Source organism: Shewanella sp. 4t3-1-2LB, from assembly GCF_017368415.1.
Classification (GTDB): domain Bacteria; phylum Pseudomonadota; class Gammaproteobacteria; order Enterobacterales; family Shewanellaceae; genus Shewanella; species Shewanella fodinae.
In genome coordinates this window covers 24,856-39,893 of record NZ_JAFNJD010000026.1, presented here as the reverse complement: position 1 = coordinate 39,893, position 15,038 = coordinate 24,856, and the positions used below count along the sequence as shown (strand labels likewise).

19 protein-coding genes are annotated in these 15,038 nt (G+C 48.7%); all 19 read right to left on the bottom strand.

All coding sequences use genetic code 11. The features are described 5' to 3' along the window. Positions 1–2 precede the first annotated feature (2 nt). Positions 3–782 carry a flagellar biosynthetic protein FliR gene (gene fliR, locus J3L11_RS10970; protein ID WP_207571004.1) on the bottom strand — a complete coding sequence of 260 codons (780 nt, stop codon included), beginning with the start codon at positions 780–782 and terminating at the stop codon, positions 3–5. After that, positions 779–1,048: a flagellar biosynthetic protein FliQ gene (locus tag J3L11_RS10965; RefSeq protein ID WP_133039712.1), complete on the bottom strand. Its 270-nt coding sequence runs from the start codon at positions 1,046–1,048 to the stop codon at positions 779–781. Before J3L11_RS10965 ends, fliR begins: the two co-directional genes overlap by 4 nt. Next, complete coding sequence (gene fliP, locus J3L11_RS10960; RefSeq protein WP_189618787.1) at positions 1,045–1,794, bottom strand: flagellar type III secretion system pore protein FliP; 750 nt, start codon at positions 1,792–1,794, stop codon at positions 1,045–1,047. Before fliP ends, J3L11_RS10965 begins: the two co-directional genes overlap by 4 nt. Beyond that, positions 1,787–2,137, bottom strand: coding sequence for a FliM/FliN family flagellar motor switch protein (locus J3L11_RS10955; protein WP_189618751.1), 351 nt, complete (start codon positions 2,135–2,137; stop codon positions 1,787–1,789). Before J3L11_RS10955 ends, fliP begins: the two co-directional genes overlap by 8 nt. A 5-nt stretch (positions 2,138–2,142) precedes the next feature. Beyond that, positions 2,143–3,015, bottom strand: coding sequence for a FliM/FliN family flagellar motor switch protein (locus J3L11_RS10950; RefSeq protein WP_207571003.1), 873 nt, complete (start codon positions 3,013–3,015; stop codon positions 2,143–2,145). After that, on the bottom strand, positions 3,008–3,436 hold the full coding sequence (locus J3L11_RS10945) for a PilZ domain-containing protein (protein WP_133039709.1): 429 nt from the start codon (positions 3,434–3,436) through the stop codon (positions 3,008–3,010). Before J3L11_RS10945 ends, J3L11_RS10950 begins: the two co-directional genes overlap by 8 nt. Continuing rightward, positions 3,433–4,440 carry a flagellar motor protein MotB gene (locus J3L11_RS10940; RefSeq protein WP_242695198.1) on the bottom strand — a complete coding sequence of 336 codons (1,008 nt, stop codon included), beginning with the start codon at positions 4,438–4,440 and terminating at the stop codon, positions 3,433–3,435. Before J3L11_RS10940 ends, J3L11_RS10945 begins: the two co-directional genes overlap by 4 nt. 2 nt (positions 4,441–4,442) lie before the next feature. Continuing rightward, positions 4,443–5,300: a flagellar motor stator protein MotA gene (gene motA, locus J3L11_RS10935; protein ID WP_133039707.1), complete on the bottom strand. Its 858-nt coding sequence runs from the start codon at positions 5,298–5,300 to the stop codon at positions 4,443–4,445. Between the two features lie 19 nt (positions 5,301–5,319). Beyond that, on the bottom strand, positions 5,320–6,033 hold the full coding sequence (locus J3L11_RS10930; protein ID WP_189618753.1) for a FliA/WhiG family RNA polymerase sigma factor: 714 nt from the start codon (positions 6,031–6,033) through the stop codon (positions 5,320–5,322). A 13-nt stretch (positions 6,034–6,046) separates the two neighbouring features. Then, positions 6,047–6,499, bottom strand: coding sequence for a flagellar basal body-associated FliL family protein (locus J3L11_RS10925; protein WP_207571002.1), 453 nt, complete (start codon positions 6,497–6,499; stop codon positions 6,047–6,049). Between the two features lie 24 nt (positions 6,500–6,523). After that, a complete protein-coding gene (locus tag J3L11_RS10920) occupies positions 6,524–7,879 on the bottom strand; it encodes a flagellar hook-length control protein FliK (RefSeq protein ID WP_207571001.1) in 1,356 nt (451 codons plus the stop codon). Positions 7,880–7,884: 5 nt separating this feature from the next. Next, positions 7,885–8,208 carry a hypothetical protein gene (locus J3L11_RS10915; RefSeq protein WP_133039703.1) on the bottom strand — a complete coding sequence of 108 codons (324 nt, stop codon included), beginning with the start codon at positions 8,206–8,208 and terminating at the stop codon, positions 7,885–7,887. A gap of 204 nt (positions 8,209–8,412) precedes the next feature. Continuing rightward, positions 8,413–8,799, bottom strand: coding sequence for a flagellar export chaperone FliS (fliS, locus tag J3L11_RS10910; RefSeq protein ID WP_229800110.1), 387 nt, complete (start codon positions 8,797–8,799; stop codon positions 8,413–8,415). An 18-nt stretch (positions 8,800–8,817) separates the two neighbouring features. Continuing rightward, a complete protein-coding gene (fliD, locus tag J3L11_RS10905; RefSeq protein WP_207571000.1) occupies positions 8,818–10,119 on the bottom strand; it encodes a flagellar filament capping protein FliD in 1,302 nt (433 codons plus the stop codon). A 66-nt stretch (positions 10,120–10,185) separates the two neighbouring features. Continuing rightward, a complete protein-coding gene (locus J3L11_RS10900; protein ID WP_207570999.1) occupies positions 10,186–11,100 on the bottom strand; it encodes a flagellin in 915 nt (304 codons plus the stop codon). 212 nt (positions 11,101–11,312) lie between these two features. After that, a complete protein-coding gene (locus tag J3L11_RS10895) occupies positions 11,313–12,341 on the bottom strand; it encodes a hypothetical protein (protein ID WP_207570998.1) in 1,029 nt (342 codons plus the stop codon). Positions 12,342–12,348: 7 nt separating this feature from the next. Further along, positions 12,349–13,248, bottom strand: coding sequence for a flagellar hook-associated protein FlgL (gene flgL, locus J3L11_RS10890; protein ID WP_207570997.1), 900 nt, complete (start codon positions 13,246–13,248; stop codon positions 12,349–12,351). 9 nt (positions 13,249–13,257) lie between these two features. Then, positions 13,258–14,595, bottom strand: a complete 1,338-nt coding sequence (gene flgK, locus J3L11_RS10885; protein WP_207570996.1) for a flagellar hook-associated protein FlgK — start codon at positions 14,593–14,595, stop codon at positions 13,258–13,260. Between the two features lie 4 nt (positions 14,596–14,599). After that, positions 14,600–15,031, bottom strand: coding sequence for a rod-binding protein (locus tag J3L11_RS10880; protein ID WP_189618762.1), 432 nt, complete (start codon positions 15,029–15,031; stop codon positions 14,600–14,602). Positions 15,032–15,038: the final 7 nt, after the last annotated feature.

Genomic DNA, 15,038 nt, shown 5'->3' with positions numbered 1-15,038 from the left:
CGTTACTCCATCAACTGACGCATCACGTCAAGCGCATCAAATAACAGATTGGAGAACACACTGCCCGCCTGAGCAAACGTCAGGTACACCACGATAAATCCCATCAGTAGTGTTACCGGAAAGCCAAACGTAAACAGGTTTAGCGAAGGCGCCGAACGGCTGGCAATACCAAACGTCATATTCACCAATAACATGGCGATGACTGCGGGCAAGGCCACCACCAGTGCAGACGCAAAGATCCAACCGAACATATTGATGACTGAGGCAAAATTTAGCTCATAGAGACTATGCCCTACAGGCCAAAGCTGAAAGCTGTCCACCAGCATCTGCAACCCCAACAAATGACCGTTCAGTGCAAAAAACAGCAACACAACCATCAACCACAGTAGATTGCCGAGCAACGATACTTGGTTACCTGAACCAGGATCCATCACAATGGCCATCGACAAGCCCATCTGCATGGACAAAATAAGCCCTGCCTGCGTAAACACTTCAAACAGCATACGCATCACCAGCCCCATCATCAGTCCGAAGAGGATCTGTTCAGTTGCTAATGCCACCATTGTCAGCGAAAAAGGGTCAACATCCGGCGCGGGGGGGATCTGTCCCACCAGTGCAAAAGATAAAAAAAACGCCAATAAGATCCTGGTTCTCACAGGCAGAGCGGGGTTATCCATTACCGGCATAGCCCAGAAAAAAGCAGACAACCGCACAAACGGCCACCAAACGGTGCCTAAAAGATGCACTATATCGCTACCAGTGACCGAGATAAGCGATGTCATCCAAACACACCGGGTATCAGTTGTGACAAACGCGCAAACCAGTCAGTCAGGCTTTCGATAATCCAGTGACCAGCAAAGATCAGCATCAGCAATGTTATCAACATTCTTGGCAAGAAAGTGAGTGTTTGCTCCTGCACGGATGTTGCCGTCTGGATAATGGCCACCACCACCCCAACGAGCAATCCTGGGACAATCAGCACCAGTAAAATCTTGATGATGGTGATCACCGCATCACCAATAAGTTGTACCGCCAGTTCTGGACTCACCAGTTAGCTCCAAAGGTTGCCGCCAATGTGCCAGCGACCATAGACCAGCCATCTGCCAGCACAAACACCATCAGTTTAAAGGGCAAACTGATAATCAGCGGTGACAGCATCATCATCCCCATTGACATCAGGACACTGGCGACCACTAAATCGATAATCAGGAACGGAATAAACAGCATAAATCCTATCTGGAATGCCGTTGTCAGCTCACTTAATAAGAAAGCAGGTACTAACACATCGAGCGGTACGTCTTCGGGTTTCAAATTGCTGGGCTCACCGGCAATTCTCAATACTTGCTGCATCTCGTTTTCGCGGGTTTGAGCCAGCATAAATTTACGAACGGGAACAACCGCTCGCTCGAGCGCCTGTTCGGTCGTAATTTGTTCACTTTGCAGCGGTTTATAAGCGTTTTGATAAATGTCCTGCCACACGGGTCGCATAATCAGCATGGTCAACATCAAGGCAATGCCAATCAACACCCGGTTGGGCGGGCTTTGCTGTAACCCCAATGCCTGTCGCAAGATAGCCAGCACAATCACTATGCGGGTAAAGGATGTGGCAGCCATTAAAATCCCCGGCAACAGTGTCAACAATGACATCAGCAACAGGATCTGTAATTTAACGTTATAGTCCTGTCCGTCAGCGGTGTTATGCAGCGAAAACAACGTGACATCCTGAGCGCTGACACTAAATGACAATGTCAGTCCTACCAGTAACAACAGCCGACTCACCACCAAATTACGCATCTGTAACGGTTTCATCGCTGAGTTGCTGAGGTAAAAAACGGATACCGTAATGGCCATCAACCATGACCACTTCCGCCTTGGCAAAGGCCACACCGTTTACCATCACATCCAGAGGTTCTCCTGCGACCTTATCTAGCGGCAACACATCACCATCGCGAACTTTGCTCAGTTCGCCCAATGTCAGCTCCGTACTGGCAACTTCCAAGGTAATTGTCAACGGCACGTCGCGGAAAAAAGTCATATCGGCAGCAGGATTTTTAGTCTTGGCAGCCTCATGCTCTGCAAACTCATCAATATCCAATGCATCCAGTTCCGCCAATGCGGCATCCAAATTATCTGTCATGTCTGTCACTCTTGTGTTTGTGTTACCTGAAATGCTAACTGGCCATCTTCCTGCGCCACTTTGCCTGAAAACAGTTGCTTACCACCGAGCCTGAAGCTGGCAATGTCCTGCAGTGATACCGGCATAAATTCCCCCTGCAACAGCTGTTGCAACTGCCTGACATTGACCTTTTTTTCTGCCATCACCACGCGGCCGCGTACGGGGAACTGCTGCCATTGTGTTTGTAATAGCGGTAATTGTTGGGATTCAGATAACGTCGGGCTATCGGCTACCTGAGGAAACAGCCCCACCGGCAAATTCAGAAACCAGCTGATGATTTCCTCATCCAACAACATACGCACCTTAAAAATCACATAGGAAAAGGGTTTGAGCGCCTGAAGCTGCTTCAATGGCTGTGCCATCGGCAAGCTTTTGTGACCACTGATCAGTTCCTGCAATCCCCCCAGTAAACGATTGAACGTGCGAGTCGCAATGCGCAATTCGGTAACGGTCAATTCGTTACGCGACACGTCCTGATGACTGATCCTGCCTCCAAGGCACAGGTCTGCCAGATGTCGCACCGCCAAGTGCTCAATCGCCATGTACGCTTTGGCATTGTTGGCTGCAGGTAACTCGCAACTCATCATTAATTTATCGGCTTCAGTGCTGAGAAAATCGGTTCCCCAGCCCTGACACAGTGCCAGCTCTACCTCAAAGTTCAGGCCACTGATCAACTGCGACAATGTGGTGTGTAACACCTCTCTGAATTCTGTTTTGGACTCACTGAATATCTTGACCGCCTGTTGCTGACAGCGCTGGTCACGCGTCAGCGGAAATATCTGCAACATGGCGGCATTTTCACCACGGATAAGCTCCCTTGGTTTCTTTTTCTTAATCAAGCTCGCTGTCCTCCAGTTCAGACATTTTGACTTTGCTACGTTTTGATCTGACTTTATCCTTCATCAGCATGCTCGCCACTCTTAGCACTTGGCGTCGCTTGCTATCCGCTTCTCGGCGCCAGTCAATACCGATGAACTGTAGTCTTTCGCTTACCGGTCGGCGGTAAACTACGCGGCCTTTAATGCGGATAGTACTGGCGATCTCCACAATCAATCGGCTGGGGACCTTCTTATCCTGTGGCACCAACAACCCGGCGCCGCCAAGCCCCACGTCTTTCATAATGGCATTACACACATACCATTCGATCACCAACGGCCAATACAGCTGTACGGCAATGCCGTCATGTTGCTCATCCGCTGGAGTTTGTTCTTTAGTCAGATCATGACGTTTGAAAACACGGTCATTACTCGTTCGCGTCATTGCTGCATTTCACTCATTCTGGTTACAGGCTGATTAGCTTCGGCTTTATCTGCGGCATCGACAACGGCGGGAGCTGGTTTACTTTCCGGCGCGATGGATGAAAATAATGCATTGAGTTGCTTCTCCGCTTTGGGCGTGAGGATCAGCAGTTCTACCCGGCGATTCTCACTACCGGTTTTATCCTCGGTATTCAGTAACCGAGTTGAAGCGAAGGCGTTAACTTGTTCCACCCGTTCAGAGGGCATGCCGCCGGCTTCCAGTAACCGTCGAGCCTGCAACGCTCTGGCGGCGGATAGTTCCCAGTTACTGTATGCGCTGCTGTTATACGAGGTGATGTCGGTATGGCCGGAGATGATCACTTGATTGCGGACTTTTTTGAATACCGGACCGAGACTAAATAACAGATCTTCAAAAAACGGCGTCATTTCGACTTCACCGCGAGGAAACATCTGATGATGACGATCATCTTTGATAATCACTCGTAAGCCCGAAGGAATAACTTCAACTAATAAGTTGGTTTGTGCGTGCTTTGTCTGCGCGATTTCTTGGAAATTCTGCAATAACAAACTTAATTCTTCGGCCGTTGCGAAGGTGCCATCAATAACCGAATTAAGCTGCTTGCCCTGTCCAGCGGCAGGATCTCGCTCACCTTTAGGGATACTCAGATACTCTGACATCCCCGGCAAGGGGTTATCCGGCGGCAGCCGATTGGTTGCTTCATTATCGATGATGGACGGTGAGCCACCCAAATCAACCGGATAAGGACTGTTTTGTGGTTCAAAGAAGTTAGGACTACCATCGAACACAGAATGGGTGCGCATATAATGCGCCAGTTGCGAACGCTCCTGTTTACTGGAGACCTGCATCAGCCACATCACCATAAAGAACGCCATCATCGCTAACGTAAAATCAGCGAAAGCAACCTTCCAGGCGCCAGCATGTTTAGCGTTTTTATCGCCGCGACGCTGCCGACGCACGACTATCTGAGTATCGCTATTATTCATGATTAAGCAGCCCTGTTGTTAATCCATTCTTCCATCATGTTGAACGTGGGCTTAACCTCTTCATTGATTAATTTTCGTCCAGCATCTGTGGCTACAATGGCAACATGGCCCTTGGCGTGAGCCACTAACATCGCTCTAACACATTCAAAAATCGCAATACGCTTTTTGACATATTGTTCCATTGATGAAGCCAAAGGCGCCATCAAGCAGTAGCAGCCAAAAATACCTAAAAAAGTCCCCACCAACGCAGCAGCCACGTGCAACCCAATGTTGCCCATGGGGCCGTCCAGATGCTGCATGGTAATGATGATGCCGCCTACCGCCGCCAGAATTCCAAATCCCGGCATGGCCTCAGCGACGGCAGCCAACGACTGAGAAGGTTTAAGCTTCTGCTCTTCTAGATAAGCAATTTCCTGATCCAACATATTGTCAAAGTCATGGGAGGAAACTTTGCCCATGCTGAACAGCCGAAGATTGTCGCAGATGAATGTCACCAAGTTGGGATATTCACTCACCGATGGATAAGCCAAAAAAATCGAGCTGGTTTCAGGATTCTCTACATGCTCGTCCAGATCCTTCAGACCGCGGGTTCTGGCGAGATCCAACAGCGCATACATCAGCATCAATAAGTCCTGATATAATTTGCTCTGGTCTTTAGGCGCCTTAAATTGGTATTTAAGCTGAGACATCATCTCCTTGAGAACATGCTTGGAGTTTCCAACGATCAATGCGCCCAATGCTGCCCCAAAAATAATGATCATTTCCGCCGGTTGCCACAGCGATGCCACATTGCCACCGGCAAACATGAAGCCACCCACAACTGTGCCTAACACTATGACTAATCCAACAAATTTCTGCATAGCTTTTGTGCCCTTAGCTCTAGCCTGTCAATTTTTCTGTTAACAATTGCAATGACTGTTTATGTAATTGGCATACGCGGGATTCTGTTAATCCCAAAGTCAAAGCAATTTCTTTCATGTTAAGTTCATGGGTGTAATACAGTTGCAACAGCAGCTTGTTTCGCGCTGGTAGTTGCTGCATCGTCTGCGCTAGCAGTCGCCGTTGTTCCATGCGCGCAATATCGCGATCTTCAGACGCCATCGGCCCTTGCTGCTCCAACAGCTGTTCAAAACTGTCAACGACTTCTGCTTGTTCGAGATAATGAAACTCCATCAACTGTTTGGTGGAGATATTTAATGCGGCACATATTTCCGGTTCGCTCGGCTCTCGCCCCAATTGGCTGCGCAGCTGCCTCACGCCATCGCGAAAACGATGGGCCTCCTGACGTGACTGACGGGAACGCCAGTCAAGTCGACGGAATTCATCCAGCATGGCACCACGAATATGTTTGAAAGCGTAAGATTCAAACTGTTCGTCCTGTTCTCGGCCATAACGGCGGATGGCTTTCAGCAATGCCATCAAGCCTATCTGCTGCAAGTCATCGCGATCAGCAACCACTCCGATTTGCGTACGCATATGGGCCACGACACGCCGCACTAAGTAGGCATAGCGCTGCAGCGCTTCAGTTTCCTGAGGCACAGGCGCAGTGTCTAACTGCTCTCCGGCGCTTTGCCAATCACACAGTGCAGACATAATTAACCTTTACTTACTGTAGATAGACGTTAGTCACCAGCACCTGCTCCAGCTTACTGTCAATTCCCTGCAGCTTGAGGGCTTCATTAAATTTCTGCAGCAATGCCTGTTGCACTTTATTCACATCTTCAAACGTCTGTTTCGCCTGTTCTCTGGAGGTATTGGCAAAATACTTCACCAAGACATTGCGCAGAACGGGGGCTTGTTGATCGAGTTGTGTCAGAAAAGTTTGGCTATGAGTGGAAAGGCTGAGTTCTAACACTAAGTAACGTGAATAGTTCTCATCACTGACACTGGCGACAAACCGCGCCATTGGATAAAACAGCAACTGATGGGCTTGATCGACTGCAGCCTTATCCGAGTCTGACTGCGCTGCACCATTAGCACTTTTGCCATAATAGATGCCAGCCCCGACCCCTACCGCCAACAGCACTACAGCAAGAACAACGCCTAACAGTGACTTCATCTACTCTCTCCTAAAAACCAATATTTAAGCTTTTCTATCTAACCAACCATCCGCCATCGACAGTGACTGGTTGGCTTCTTCGGTTATTTGTAAATGGTTGACCAAAATATCGTCCTGCCAACCAGGCTGTGGTGCTTGCTGTTGCTGGCGATTGCCATCTCCTGTCTGCACCAACACTTCGCCACCCAGTTTGTGGGCTAGTGAAGTTCTTAGTTGCTCTGCAGTTTGCAATACGGCATCTTTAACGGCCGCATGGCTGGCATTGATGTGTACGATGGTTCTGTCACCGTCAACGCTGATGCGAATGTCTATGCTGCCAAGTCTTGGTGGGTCGAGGCGGATCTGGGCGTTATGGATTTTACTGTCATATTGCAATTGCACTTTTTCGCTGAGCAGATTGACTAACTGCTGCCCAACGGCCGCAGTGGTGGATGCCCGCAGCTCTATAGCTGTTGCATTAACTTGTTCGCTGCCAGCAGTCGTTAGCACCGATGACGGAGGCATTAATCCGTTGCTACTACTATTATTGCTGCCCGTCACCAAGTCGGCCGGGCCCGTTGTCGGCGAACTTATCGATGCGGTGGCAGTGGCGCTGGCTGCCTGCATCAATCCAGTTAAAGACCATCCCCGAGCTTCGGCTAACGATGCACTCTGATTATTACCCGCTGCATTAGCAGTTTGTTCAGTGCTAACACCAACAACTGAAGTCACTTGCACTTGTGGCTGGGGCATTGGCGTTACAGCTAGCGTTTCACTAACGCCCGCTACGGCATAGAATTCAGTTGCGCCAGTTGATGACGGTGGCGCCAAAGTCACAGTTGTACTTTCCGTTGCGACGTTAGGCTGTGTTGAAACTATCGGCGCAAGCTGCGGTGGCCATATTGCCGCAGTTGCTGACAATAAAGCGTTATCCGGTAAGATGTGTGGTGCCATTGGCCCAGCCTTAGCACCTGCGTCAGCATCGTGCAGCGCGGTGCTGGATGCGTTATCCTCAACGTTATCACCAGATGCTAAAGTCATCGGTGATAACGTTGACTCTGGAGCCATCGGCATTGACGGTAAAACGGTTAGCATTTGTTTAGAGACAGCAGCTTGCTCACCGGAATTGTCATCGCCATTGGTTAGCGCTTGTGGCAGCAACAACAAACTGCCCACCATACTGCTTGGTAGGTTGGATGACTCACTATCAACAGGAAGTTGTGGCAATGTCTGCTGTTCACTTTCTGTTTCAGCGTCACTTTGGGCTGGCAATGACAGTGTAGGTAACACAAAACTTTCGCTTTGCTGTTCCACAATATCGCTAGATGCCATCGTGGTAGTGACCAAATTCTTGCTAACACTGGTATTGGCCGTGCTGTTACCACCCAGCATAACGGGCATTGCCATCACCATAGCCGGCCATCCACCGACGCTTGGTATGCCTCTAGGCCTTCCTTATCGGAGACATGCTGTCGCATCTTGGATTCCAGTTCGCTCTTGGCAGTATCAATCTTGCCCAGCAGTTGCCGATATTGCCTGGCAATGATGGGCTGTAGCTGTTGCTGCAATCCTTGAAGTTCTGGTGTGTTGCACACGTTGAGTAACTGAACCATACGTTTATCAAGTGCCCGAATGCGTTGCCATTGGCCGTTAGCCACTGCCAGTTCCATCTCTTTTAACAGTGTCGATATCTGTTGCCGCAACTGTCTGGCGTCCTCTGCATGCTGCACTTAATCTCTCCGTTTTATTGCGCTAAGTTGAACCCTTACACCCGCAATACAAATATCAAGCCACTTTTAATTGCATGATTATTAATGATTTTTAACTCTTTAAACATGGTGTGCGGAAACATGATTTCCGCACTAGGAAGTACTGGGAAAAGTCATGATCGATAAAAAAGCCACCGTGGTGGTGGCTGATCACGGCAAAAAGGGTTAATTCAGAGAACCCAATCCTTTCCAGCCTTGCTGCAGATTGGTCATTACCGTTTTCACTGAATCGAGATAGCTGATATCGTTACGAAAACTGGCCTGCACCAACGATTGGCCACAGTGTTGATAAAGCTGTGCCATGTTTTCTGCCAGCTCGCCACCATGTTCGCGATCTAGCGACGCTTCAAGCCCCCCGAGGATCCGTAACAGTCTGTCGACGCTTTGCGCTTTGCGGTCAAATTTCTTGGCATTGATATGCCCAACAGCGCGTTCCAGCTCATCCAGAAAACCATCGAATAGCATCAGCACCAGTTTATGCACATCGGCACCGGCGGCTTTCCCTTCTACTGCGGTCTGTTGATACGCCGCATATCCCATATCCAACATCATTACCTCCGGGAAGCAAAATTAACTTGAGAATGAAGACATACTGGATTCAAGCTGTGAAATGGTGATCTGCATTTGGGTAAATTGATTCAGGTAACGCTTATACACCAACTGCATTTTGGTATCAAAGTCATCCTGTTTCTTGGAAACCGCATCCAGACTGGATTGCAGATTATCAACTTTGGTTTTTAAGAAGCCGTATCGGTCGGAGTAAGGTGCCAGTGAAGTCTGCAATTTATTGACCAAGCCGTTATCACCGGTAAGCATGTTTGCGACTTGCTGAGGATCGGTGTTCAATGCAGTATCGAGACGGTCACTGTTAATGGTCAGTTTACCGGTACGGTCAAACTCCAGGCCGATGGAATACAAGGTCTTACTATCGAACAGCCCTTGAAAGCTACTACGCATCAAGCTTTGCAGATTTCTAGACATGCTGTCATTTTTGATACCGTCATCGGTCAGTTTCGACATCAAATTGTTGTACTCGTCCACAATGTCTTGCAGATTTTCCTGCGTTTTATCTGAGTCTTTGGCAACGTCAATTTTTACTGGGGTATCACCGCTAGCTTGCGCCTGCAGCAAGTCAATCTTCACCCCATCGATCACGTTATCTAAGGTATTAGTCGCAGAAGTGATAGTAATCGCTGAGCTGGACCCGAGCTGCACAATAGCATCTTGCGCCGCGGTCAACTGCTGTGCGCCAGCAACAGCCGACGCAAAAGCCGCGCCGTTAGGATCGGTACCCGCATTAAAATTCAAAGAGATCTGATTGGCGGCACCCGTTTCGTCACTGGTCAGCAGCAAGAAGGTTTCACTGCCACTTTGCATTACCGTTGCGTTAACACCGCTGTTATCGGCGCTGTTATTAATAGCAGTCGCCACATCCGACAGCGTCGCAGTTGCAGGTAATGTTGATAAGTCCACCACAAATTCATTGCTACCCACGGTAATACCGAGGTCGCCATCTGTTGGCAGTGCTTGTGTTGGGTCAAAACTCATTGCCAGCTGGTGAGCCTGGGCCAACTGTTGTACATAAATCTGATAAGAACCAGGTGCCGCTGAACCATCAACCGTGACGTTCATGGTGTTGCTGCTGGAAACTTTAGCGGAACTGGCCAATAGGCCATCAGCACTAAAGTCTTTCAAATGACTGACAAAATCAGTTAATGATGACTGCAGTGATTGGAACGCTTTTAAAGAAGTGTTGTAGCTGTTGTATTGATTCTGCAGCAGGGTGTCTTTTGCAGCCCGGTCGATGGCGGTATATTGCTGAGCCAAGTAGGCCGGGTCCAGACTGGTTGCTGAGCTAGTAGAAGTTGCCATGTTTCCGTCCTGAATAAAACATCAGGGCAGCACGATACTCACTATTGTGCTGCCCTGTAGTATTGATTAACCGCGCAGCAGAGAAGCGATCATGCTGGTAGTACTGTTAGAAACACTCAGTACAGATACACCAGAGTTCATCAGCAACTGCTGTTTGGTCATGGAAGAAGTTTCTGCAGCATAGTCAGCATCCATCAGGTTAGAGGCAGCCGCTTCAGTGTTTTCTTTCATGTTGGTCACGTTATTGATGGTGTGATCCAAGCGGTTCATGCTGGCACCCAAAGATGAACGAGCAGTTCCCAATGCATTAATAAATTGATCTACTGCAGTAATAGAAGCACTTGAGTTTGTCCGAGCTTCATCAGCATCAGTAGCATCGGTAATTCCGATTAATGCACCTAAACCATCAGCGAGAGTACCTGTTGCAGCAGCAGTTCCATCAGAGGCTGTCACTGCGGTATTTATACTTCCTAGGTCTGTACTAATATCTACGCTTAGAGTTTCTGCTGTAGATGACCCTACTTGAAATGTAACCGCTGCTGAAAATTTACCATCGGTACCATCCAGCAGCTTAGTGCCTGATCCAAAAGACGTATTTGACAAAATACTGCCTAATTCACCAGCAAGCGCCTGATATTCGCTATTCATCGCTTTATATTCGTCAACACTATTAGTGCCGTTGGCGGCCTGAGTTGCCAGCTCTTTCATACGGTCAGCAATGTTGGTCATCTCTTCGAACGCGCCTTCGGCAGTCTGCATCATAGACTGAGCGTTGTTGGCATTGTAGATAGCGGCTTTCTGACCAGTGGCCTGGGCATTCAAACGGTTAGCAATCTGCAGACCAGCGGCATCATCTTTAGCGGAGTTGATACGATAGCCGCTGCCCAAACGTTCCAGCGCTGTACTCAGGGCGCTGTTGGTACGGTTCAGCTGGTTCTGGATAGAAAGGGAAGCTGCGTTAGATTGAATAGATAATGACATCACTGTTCTCCTTTAGAATCGATGTTCTCTAGAAATAAGCGACCCGCTCGCGACAGAACTAAAATTTATTTTTTAGATATTTTTATAATTCTAAAAAATCTTTTAAAAACAACGATAAATTCGACTATCTTAATTCTTGAAATCACTTTAAAAGCAGAAGGCAAATTGTCGCTCAGGAAGAGGATTGATTGACAACTGCCTTCTGCACAAACTTAGCGACTGGAAGATAAACTAAATGACACCAGATTTCGGGTGATGTTGGCCTGAGAGACCAAGATGGATACCGCATTTTGATCTGGCTGATTAAGGATCTGCTGCACCTGTTGTGTCAGTTCCTGTAACTCTTCAGCGCCGGCAGGTGAACGTTGGATCTGTTGCAAACGTTGTAATATCTGCTGTCGCTGCAGTTCAATATTCTGCAATGAAGCACGGATTGATCGTTGCAACTGCGCTATCTGCTGCTGATACACATCGCTAGCAGTATTGTTGCTCTGTGCTAACTGCTGTAAAGCATCCAACGCGTGCGGTTCTTCACTGAGAGAGACAGACACCGGATTGCCGGCGGCGATCCTGACGCCCTTGCCCATCATCATCCAAGGTTCTTTCAGTGCAGAAGATGCATCTTTGGATGCAGTAAACAGTAACGTATCCCGCGCTGACACCGTCACCGCAATCTCTTGACTGGAAAAAGCCTGTTGCACTGTTTCAAGATTTGCTGACTTATCGGCGTAAGCAGGTAACGAAAACGAAACCGCTTTTCCACTGCGCCCCATCACAATGCTCACCTGTTCATCCAGCGCTTTGGGCGACAACAAGTCAACTTTGTTGGTTAGCTCCCGGGTAACAGACTGTGCTGCAGGGTCGATGCTGCGTAACTTGCCATTAACGCCCCCTTGCTGTAGTTGCGTCTTCATCTTGCTGACAGCACTGGCTATCTGTTGTGGATTAACGTCGTTAGGAGATGTCTGCTGATTAATTCGGGCACTGAGCGTCTTCAATTGGTATGACAGCTGCCTCAGCGTTCGAGCAGACTGCTCGCTATTGCCCATGGATTTTGTCACAGTTGCCAAAGCCACCCAGCGCGACAGCACTTGGTGTTGACTGCCCTTTTCCGCAGTTACTGAGGTGGACTTATTGCTGGTCGGTGTTTGCGTGTCGGCTTCAGCAACCGCTGCAGCACTGACGCGGCTTTCCTGAAGTCGCGGGGTATCTTTGATGGCTGACGGGTGAGTGACTAACATGGTGTTATCAGATCAACGAAAAGAGTGACAGTTGGCTGACGCGGTTATAAACCTTCAGTGTCGACTCATAGGAAGCAACCGATTCGTTCAGCTTTACATATGTTTCCGCATAATTGACCTGACTGATATCGTCTCTGAGTCCCTGGGTGTAAACGGCAATATCGTCATTCCCCTGCTTGATGGATTCCAGCGAGGCACGCGTCGCCCCCACTTGGGTCAATTGGTCAGTGACACGCTGTAAAAAGCTGTTAATGCCATCCATCATGGCCCTGGATTCATCGCCGACGCTAGCATTTGCCGGATCTGTCGTCAGCAAGTTCAGGTAGCTCTGCATCTGATTCAAAAATGCCGCACTTGGGTCAATGTCGCTGCCGACCACATTACTGCGGACATCAGAATCTGACGACACTGCCACCTGCCGTATATTGCTGTCGCCCATATACTGATATTGCCCAGCAAGGTCCTGCTGGAATGGCATCACATTAGTCAAGCTACCGGAAAAGTAATAGCGGCCATCACCGTCTTTGGCGTTGAGTAAGTCCACAATGGCGGGGAATAGGACATCCATCTGCTGAGCCAACGCGGCGATTTCTGTTTCCCCCATAGAGCCATCGGCTGCCGTGGTGGTCATCTGCTGCATACTATCAAGGATATTCACCACACTGGAAAGCTGTGTTTCCTGCTGTCCCAGCGTATATTCTACATCATTCATATTGGACTGATACTGCTTGATAGAGCTGAGTTCACCGTCCAGTGTCAGTAACATTACCGAGCCAAGTGGGTCATCCGAGGGTCTCGATATACGCTGATTGTTGGCCAGTTGCACTGATAGACGGTTATAGTCAGCAGTCCCCTGGTTGATGGCGCGGATGATATTCAGATGATATTCGTTGGAACTGATTCTCATAGCGGTTCCTTAAAACATGTTCAACAGGGTTTTGAAGGTTTCATCAGCCACCGAAATCACTTTGGCATTAGCTTGATACATCTGTTGGTAATAAAGGATGTTAGAAGCCTCTTCATCGAGATTGACACCACTGAGGTTGTCCCGGGTCTTGATCGCATTATCATTTAACGCCTGGGCAGTCTTAACATTGCTCTGGTTTTCGTTACTTTTTGAAGCAAGCCGCCCGATCAACAGTGAATAATCATCAGACTGATTGCCAAACACTTTGATAAGATTAGCGATGTTACCGTTATCACCCACACCGCCTGCGGCCACCCAGTTGCCACTGCCATCGTCTTTACCGCCGATAAACGCCAGTGAATCAATTGTGATACTATCGCTTACAGCAAAGGTGCCTAACGGATCATTGGCATCATAGCTGAAGAGCGGGGCCCCTGGATTACCATTTAAATCAAAGCCCTGTGCCAATACCCCATTTACCTCATCACTCAACTGACTCAGCATGGTATTGAGACTTTCTACCGTAGGTTGCAACACGCCAGTATCTGCCGCAATCAAGCCGCCCATCTGCCCGCCAATGCGGTCAGTCAGACGAAATACCTGTTTGCCTAATGTCAGCGATACCTCAGTACCATTTATCACCAATTCGGACGCTTTGGTGCCGATCAATAAAGGCGCACCATTAACGGTGGAGATATCCAAAGTGCCATCATCGTGGCTGGTGGTAGTAATCCCCATGTAGGATGACAATTGGGTCACCAGCAATTCTCGATTATCCTCTAACTCAGCCGTTGGGTCCCCTTTGGCAACGGCGATGGCGATGCGATCATTGTAATCAGCCAATTTGCGCAAGGTATAACTGATGCTGGAAGCCGTTTGGGTCATCTCTTTACTGAGCTGCTCCCGCTGATCTGTCAAAGCACCGTTTATCTGCGACATCTTGTTGACCAAGGCATCGGCGCTGGACAACACTTCTTGCCGGTAAGCTTGTGATTCTGGTTCCGCCAGCGAGGAATTAAGCGCCGCGGTAACCTGACTAATGGCATCGTTGAAGTTAAGTGAGGTGGTTCCCATCAGCTCTTCGGTATAACCCAGATAACTCTGCAAGCCATTGTAATAAGCCCAATCAGAACTGGTACGCCAGATATCATCGTTATAGAAACTATTGACGACACGATCGACATTGCTGACCTTTACACCGTTCAGACTCCCTTGCGCAGTGGCAAATTGGATCGCCTGACGGCTGTATCCTTCGGTGGCCGAGTTGGCAACATTGTTGCCGCTGACAGACAGTGCAGTATTGGCTGCATTCAGTCCGGATAAGGCATTGGACAGCAGTCCTGACATCTCACTAACTCCCCGAGTTGATGCCTCTGGCATGCAAAGGCTGAGAAAACGCGTTTCCTTCTAATGTAGGAGCGACGGTTTTTTCCGATTCCTTAAATTTATTTTCTAGGGAATGCAGTTGTCCCCCTATCTGTGCCACCATTTTTTCTGCCAGCCCTATCTGACCGGATGCGGCCATAGACTGCGCAATCTGAGCGTTGTAGATATCCTGATACATTTTCTGTTCACGGCTGGCAAACATACCATCGTCGCCACTGATGGCTTCCGTGGCACTGTGCATATTTTTCAGCACCAGCTGTAGAAATATCGCCTCAAACTGCTCAGAAGCTTGCTGCAATCCATCCGCTTCCGAAAGGTTGCTATAAATCTGATTAACCTGTGTCGGGTCAATGGCCAGCGACTGATTAAATGCAGGTGAAATTGGGTTACTCATCATCACGATT

Coding starts and splice junctions, on each gene's coding strand:
- fliR (WP_207571004.1), bottom strand. CDS start 782: ATGACATCGCTTATCTCGGTCACTGGTAGCGATATAGTGCATCTTTTA.
- fliP (WP_189618787.1), bottom strand. CDS start 1,794: ATGCGTAATTTGGTGGTGAGTCGGCTGTTGTTACTGGTAGGACTGACA.
- J3L11_RS10955 (WP_189618751.1), bottom strand. CDS start 2,137: ATGACAGATAATTTGGATGCCGCATTGGCGGAACTGGATGCATTGGAT.
- J3L11_RS10945 (WP_133039709.1), bottom strand. CDS start 3,436: ATGACGCGAACGAGTAATGACCGTGTTTTCAAACGTCATGATCTGACT.
- J3L11_RS10940 (WP_242695198.1), bottom strand. CDS start 4,440: ATGAATAATAGCGATACTCAGATAGTCGTGCGTCGGCAGCGTCGCGGC.
- motA (WP_133039707.1), bottom strand. CDS start 5,300: ATGCAGAAATTTGTTGGATTAGTCATAGTGTTAGGCACAGTTGTGGGT.
- J3L11_RS10930 (WP_189618753.1), bottom strand. CDS start 6,033: ATGTCTGCACTGTGTGATTGGCAAAGCGCCGGAGAGCAGTTAGACACT.
- J3L11_RS10925 (WP_207571002.1), bottom strand. CDS start 6,499: ATGAAGTCACTGTTAGGCGTTGTTCTTGCTGTAGTGCTGTTGGCGGTA.
- J3L11_RS10920 (WP_207571001.1), bottom strand. CDS start 7,879: ATGCCCGTTATGCTGGGTGGTAACAGCACGGCCAATACCAGTGTTAGC.
- fliS (WP_229800110.1), bottom strand. CDS start 8,799: ATGATGTTGGATATGGGATATGCGGCGTATCAACAGACCGCAGTAGAA.
- fliD (WP_207571000.1), bottom strand. CDS start 10,119: ATGGCAACTTCTACTAGCTCAGCAACCAGTCTGGACCCGGCCTACTTG.
- J3L11_RS10900 (WP_207570999.1), bottom strand. CDS start 11,100: ATGTCATTATCTATTCAATCTAACGCAGCTTCCCTTTCTATCCAGAAC.
- J3L11_RS10895 (WP_207570998.1), bottom strand. CDS start 12,341: ATGTTAGTCACTCACCCGTCAGCCATCAAAGATACCCCGCGACTTCAG.
- flgL (WP_207570997.1), bottom strand. CDS start 13,248: ATGAGAATCAGTTCCAACGAATATCATCTGAATATCATCCGCGCCATC.
- flgK (WP_207570996.1), bottom strand. CDS start 14,595: ATGTCAGGACTGCTGTCCAATGCCTTATCCGGACTGAATGCAGCCAAT.
- J3L11_RS10880 (WP_189618762.1), bottom strand. CDS start 15,031: ATGATGAGTAACCCAATTTCACCTGCATTTAATCAGTCGCTGGCCATT.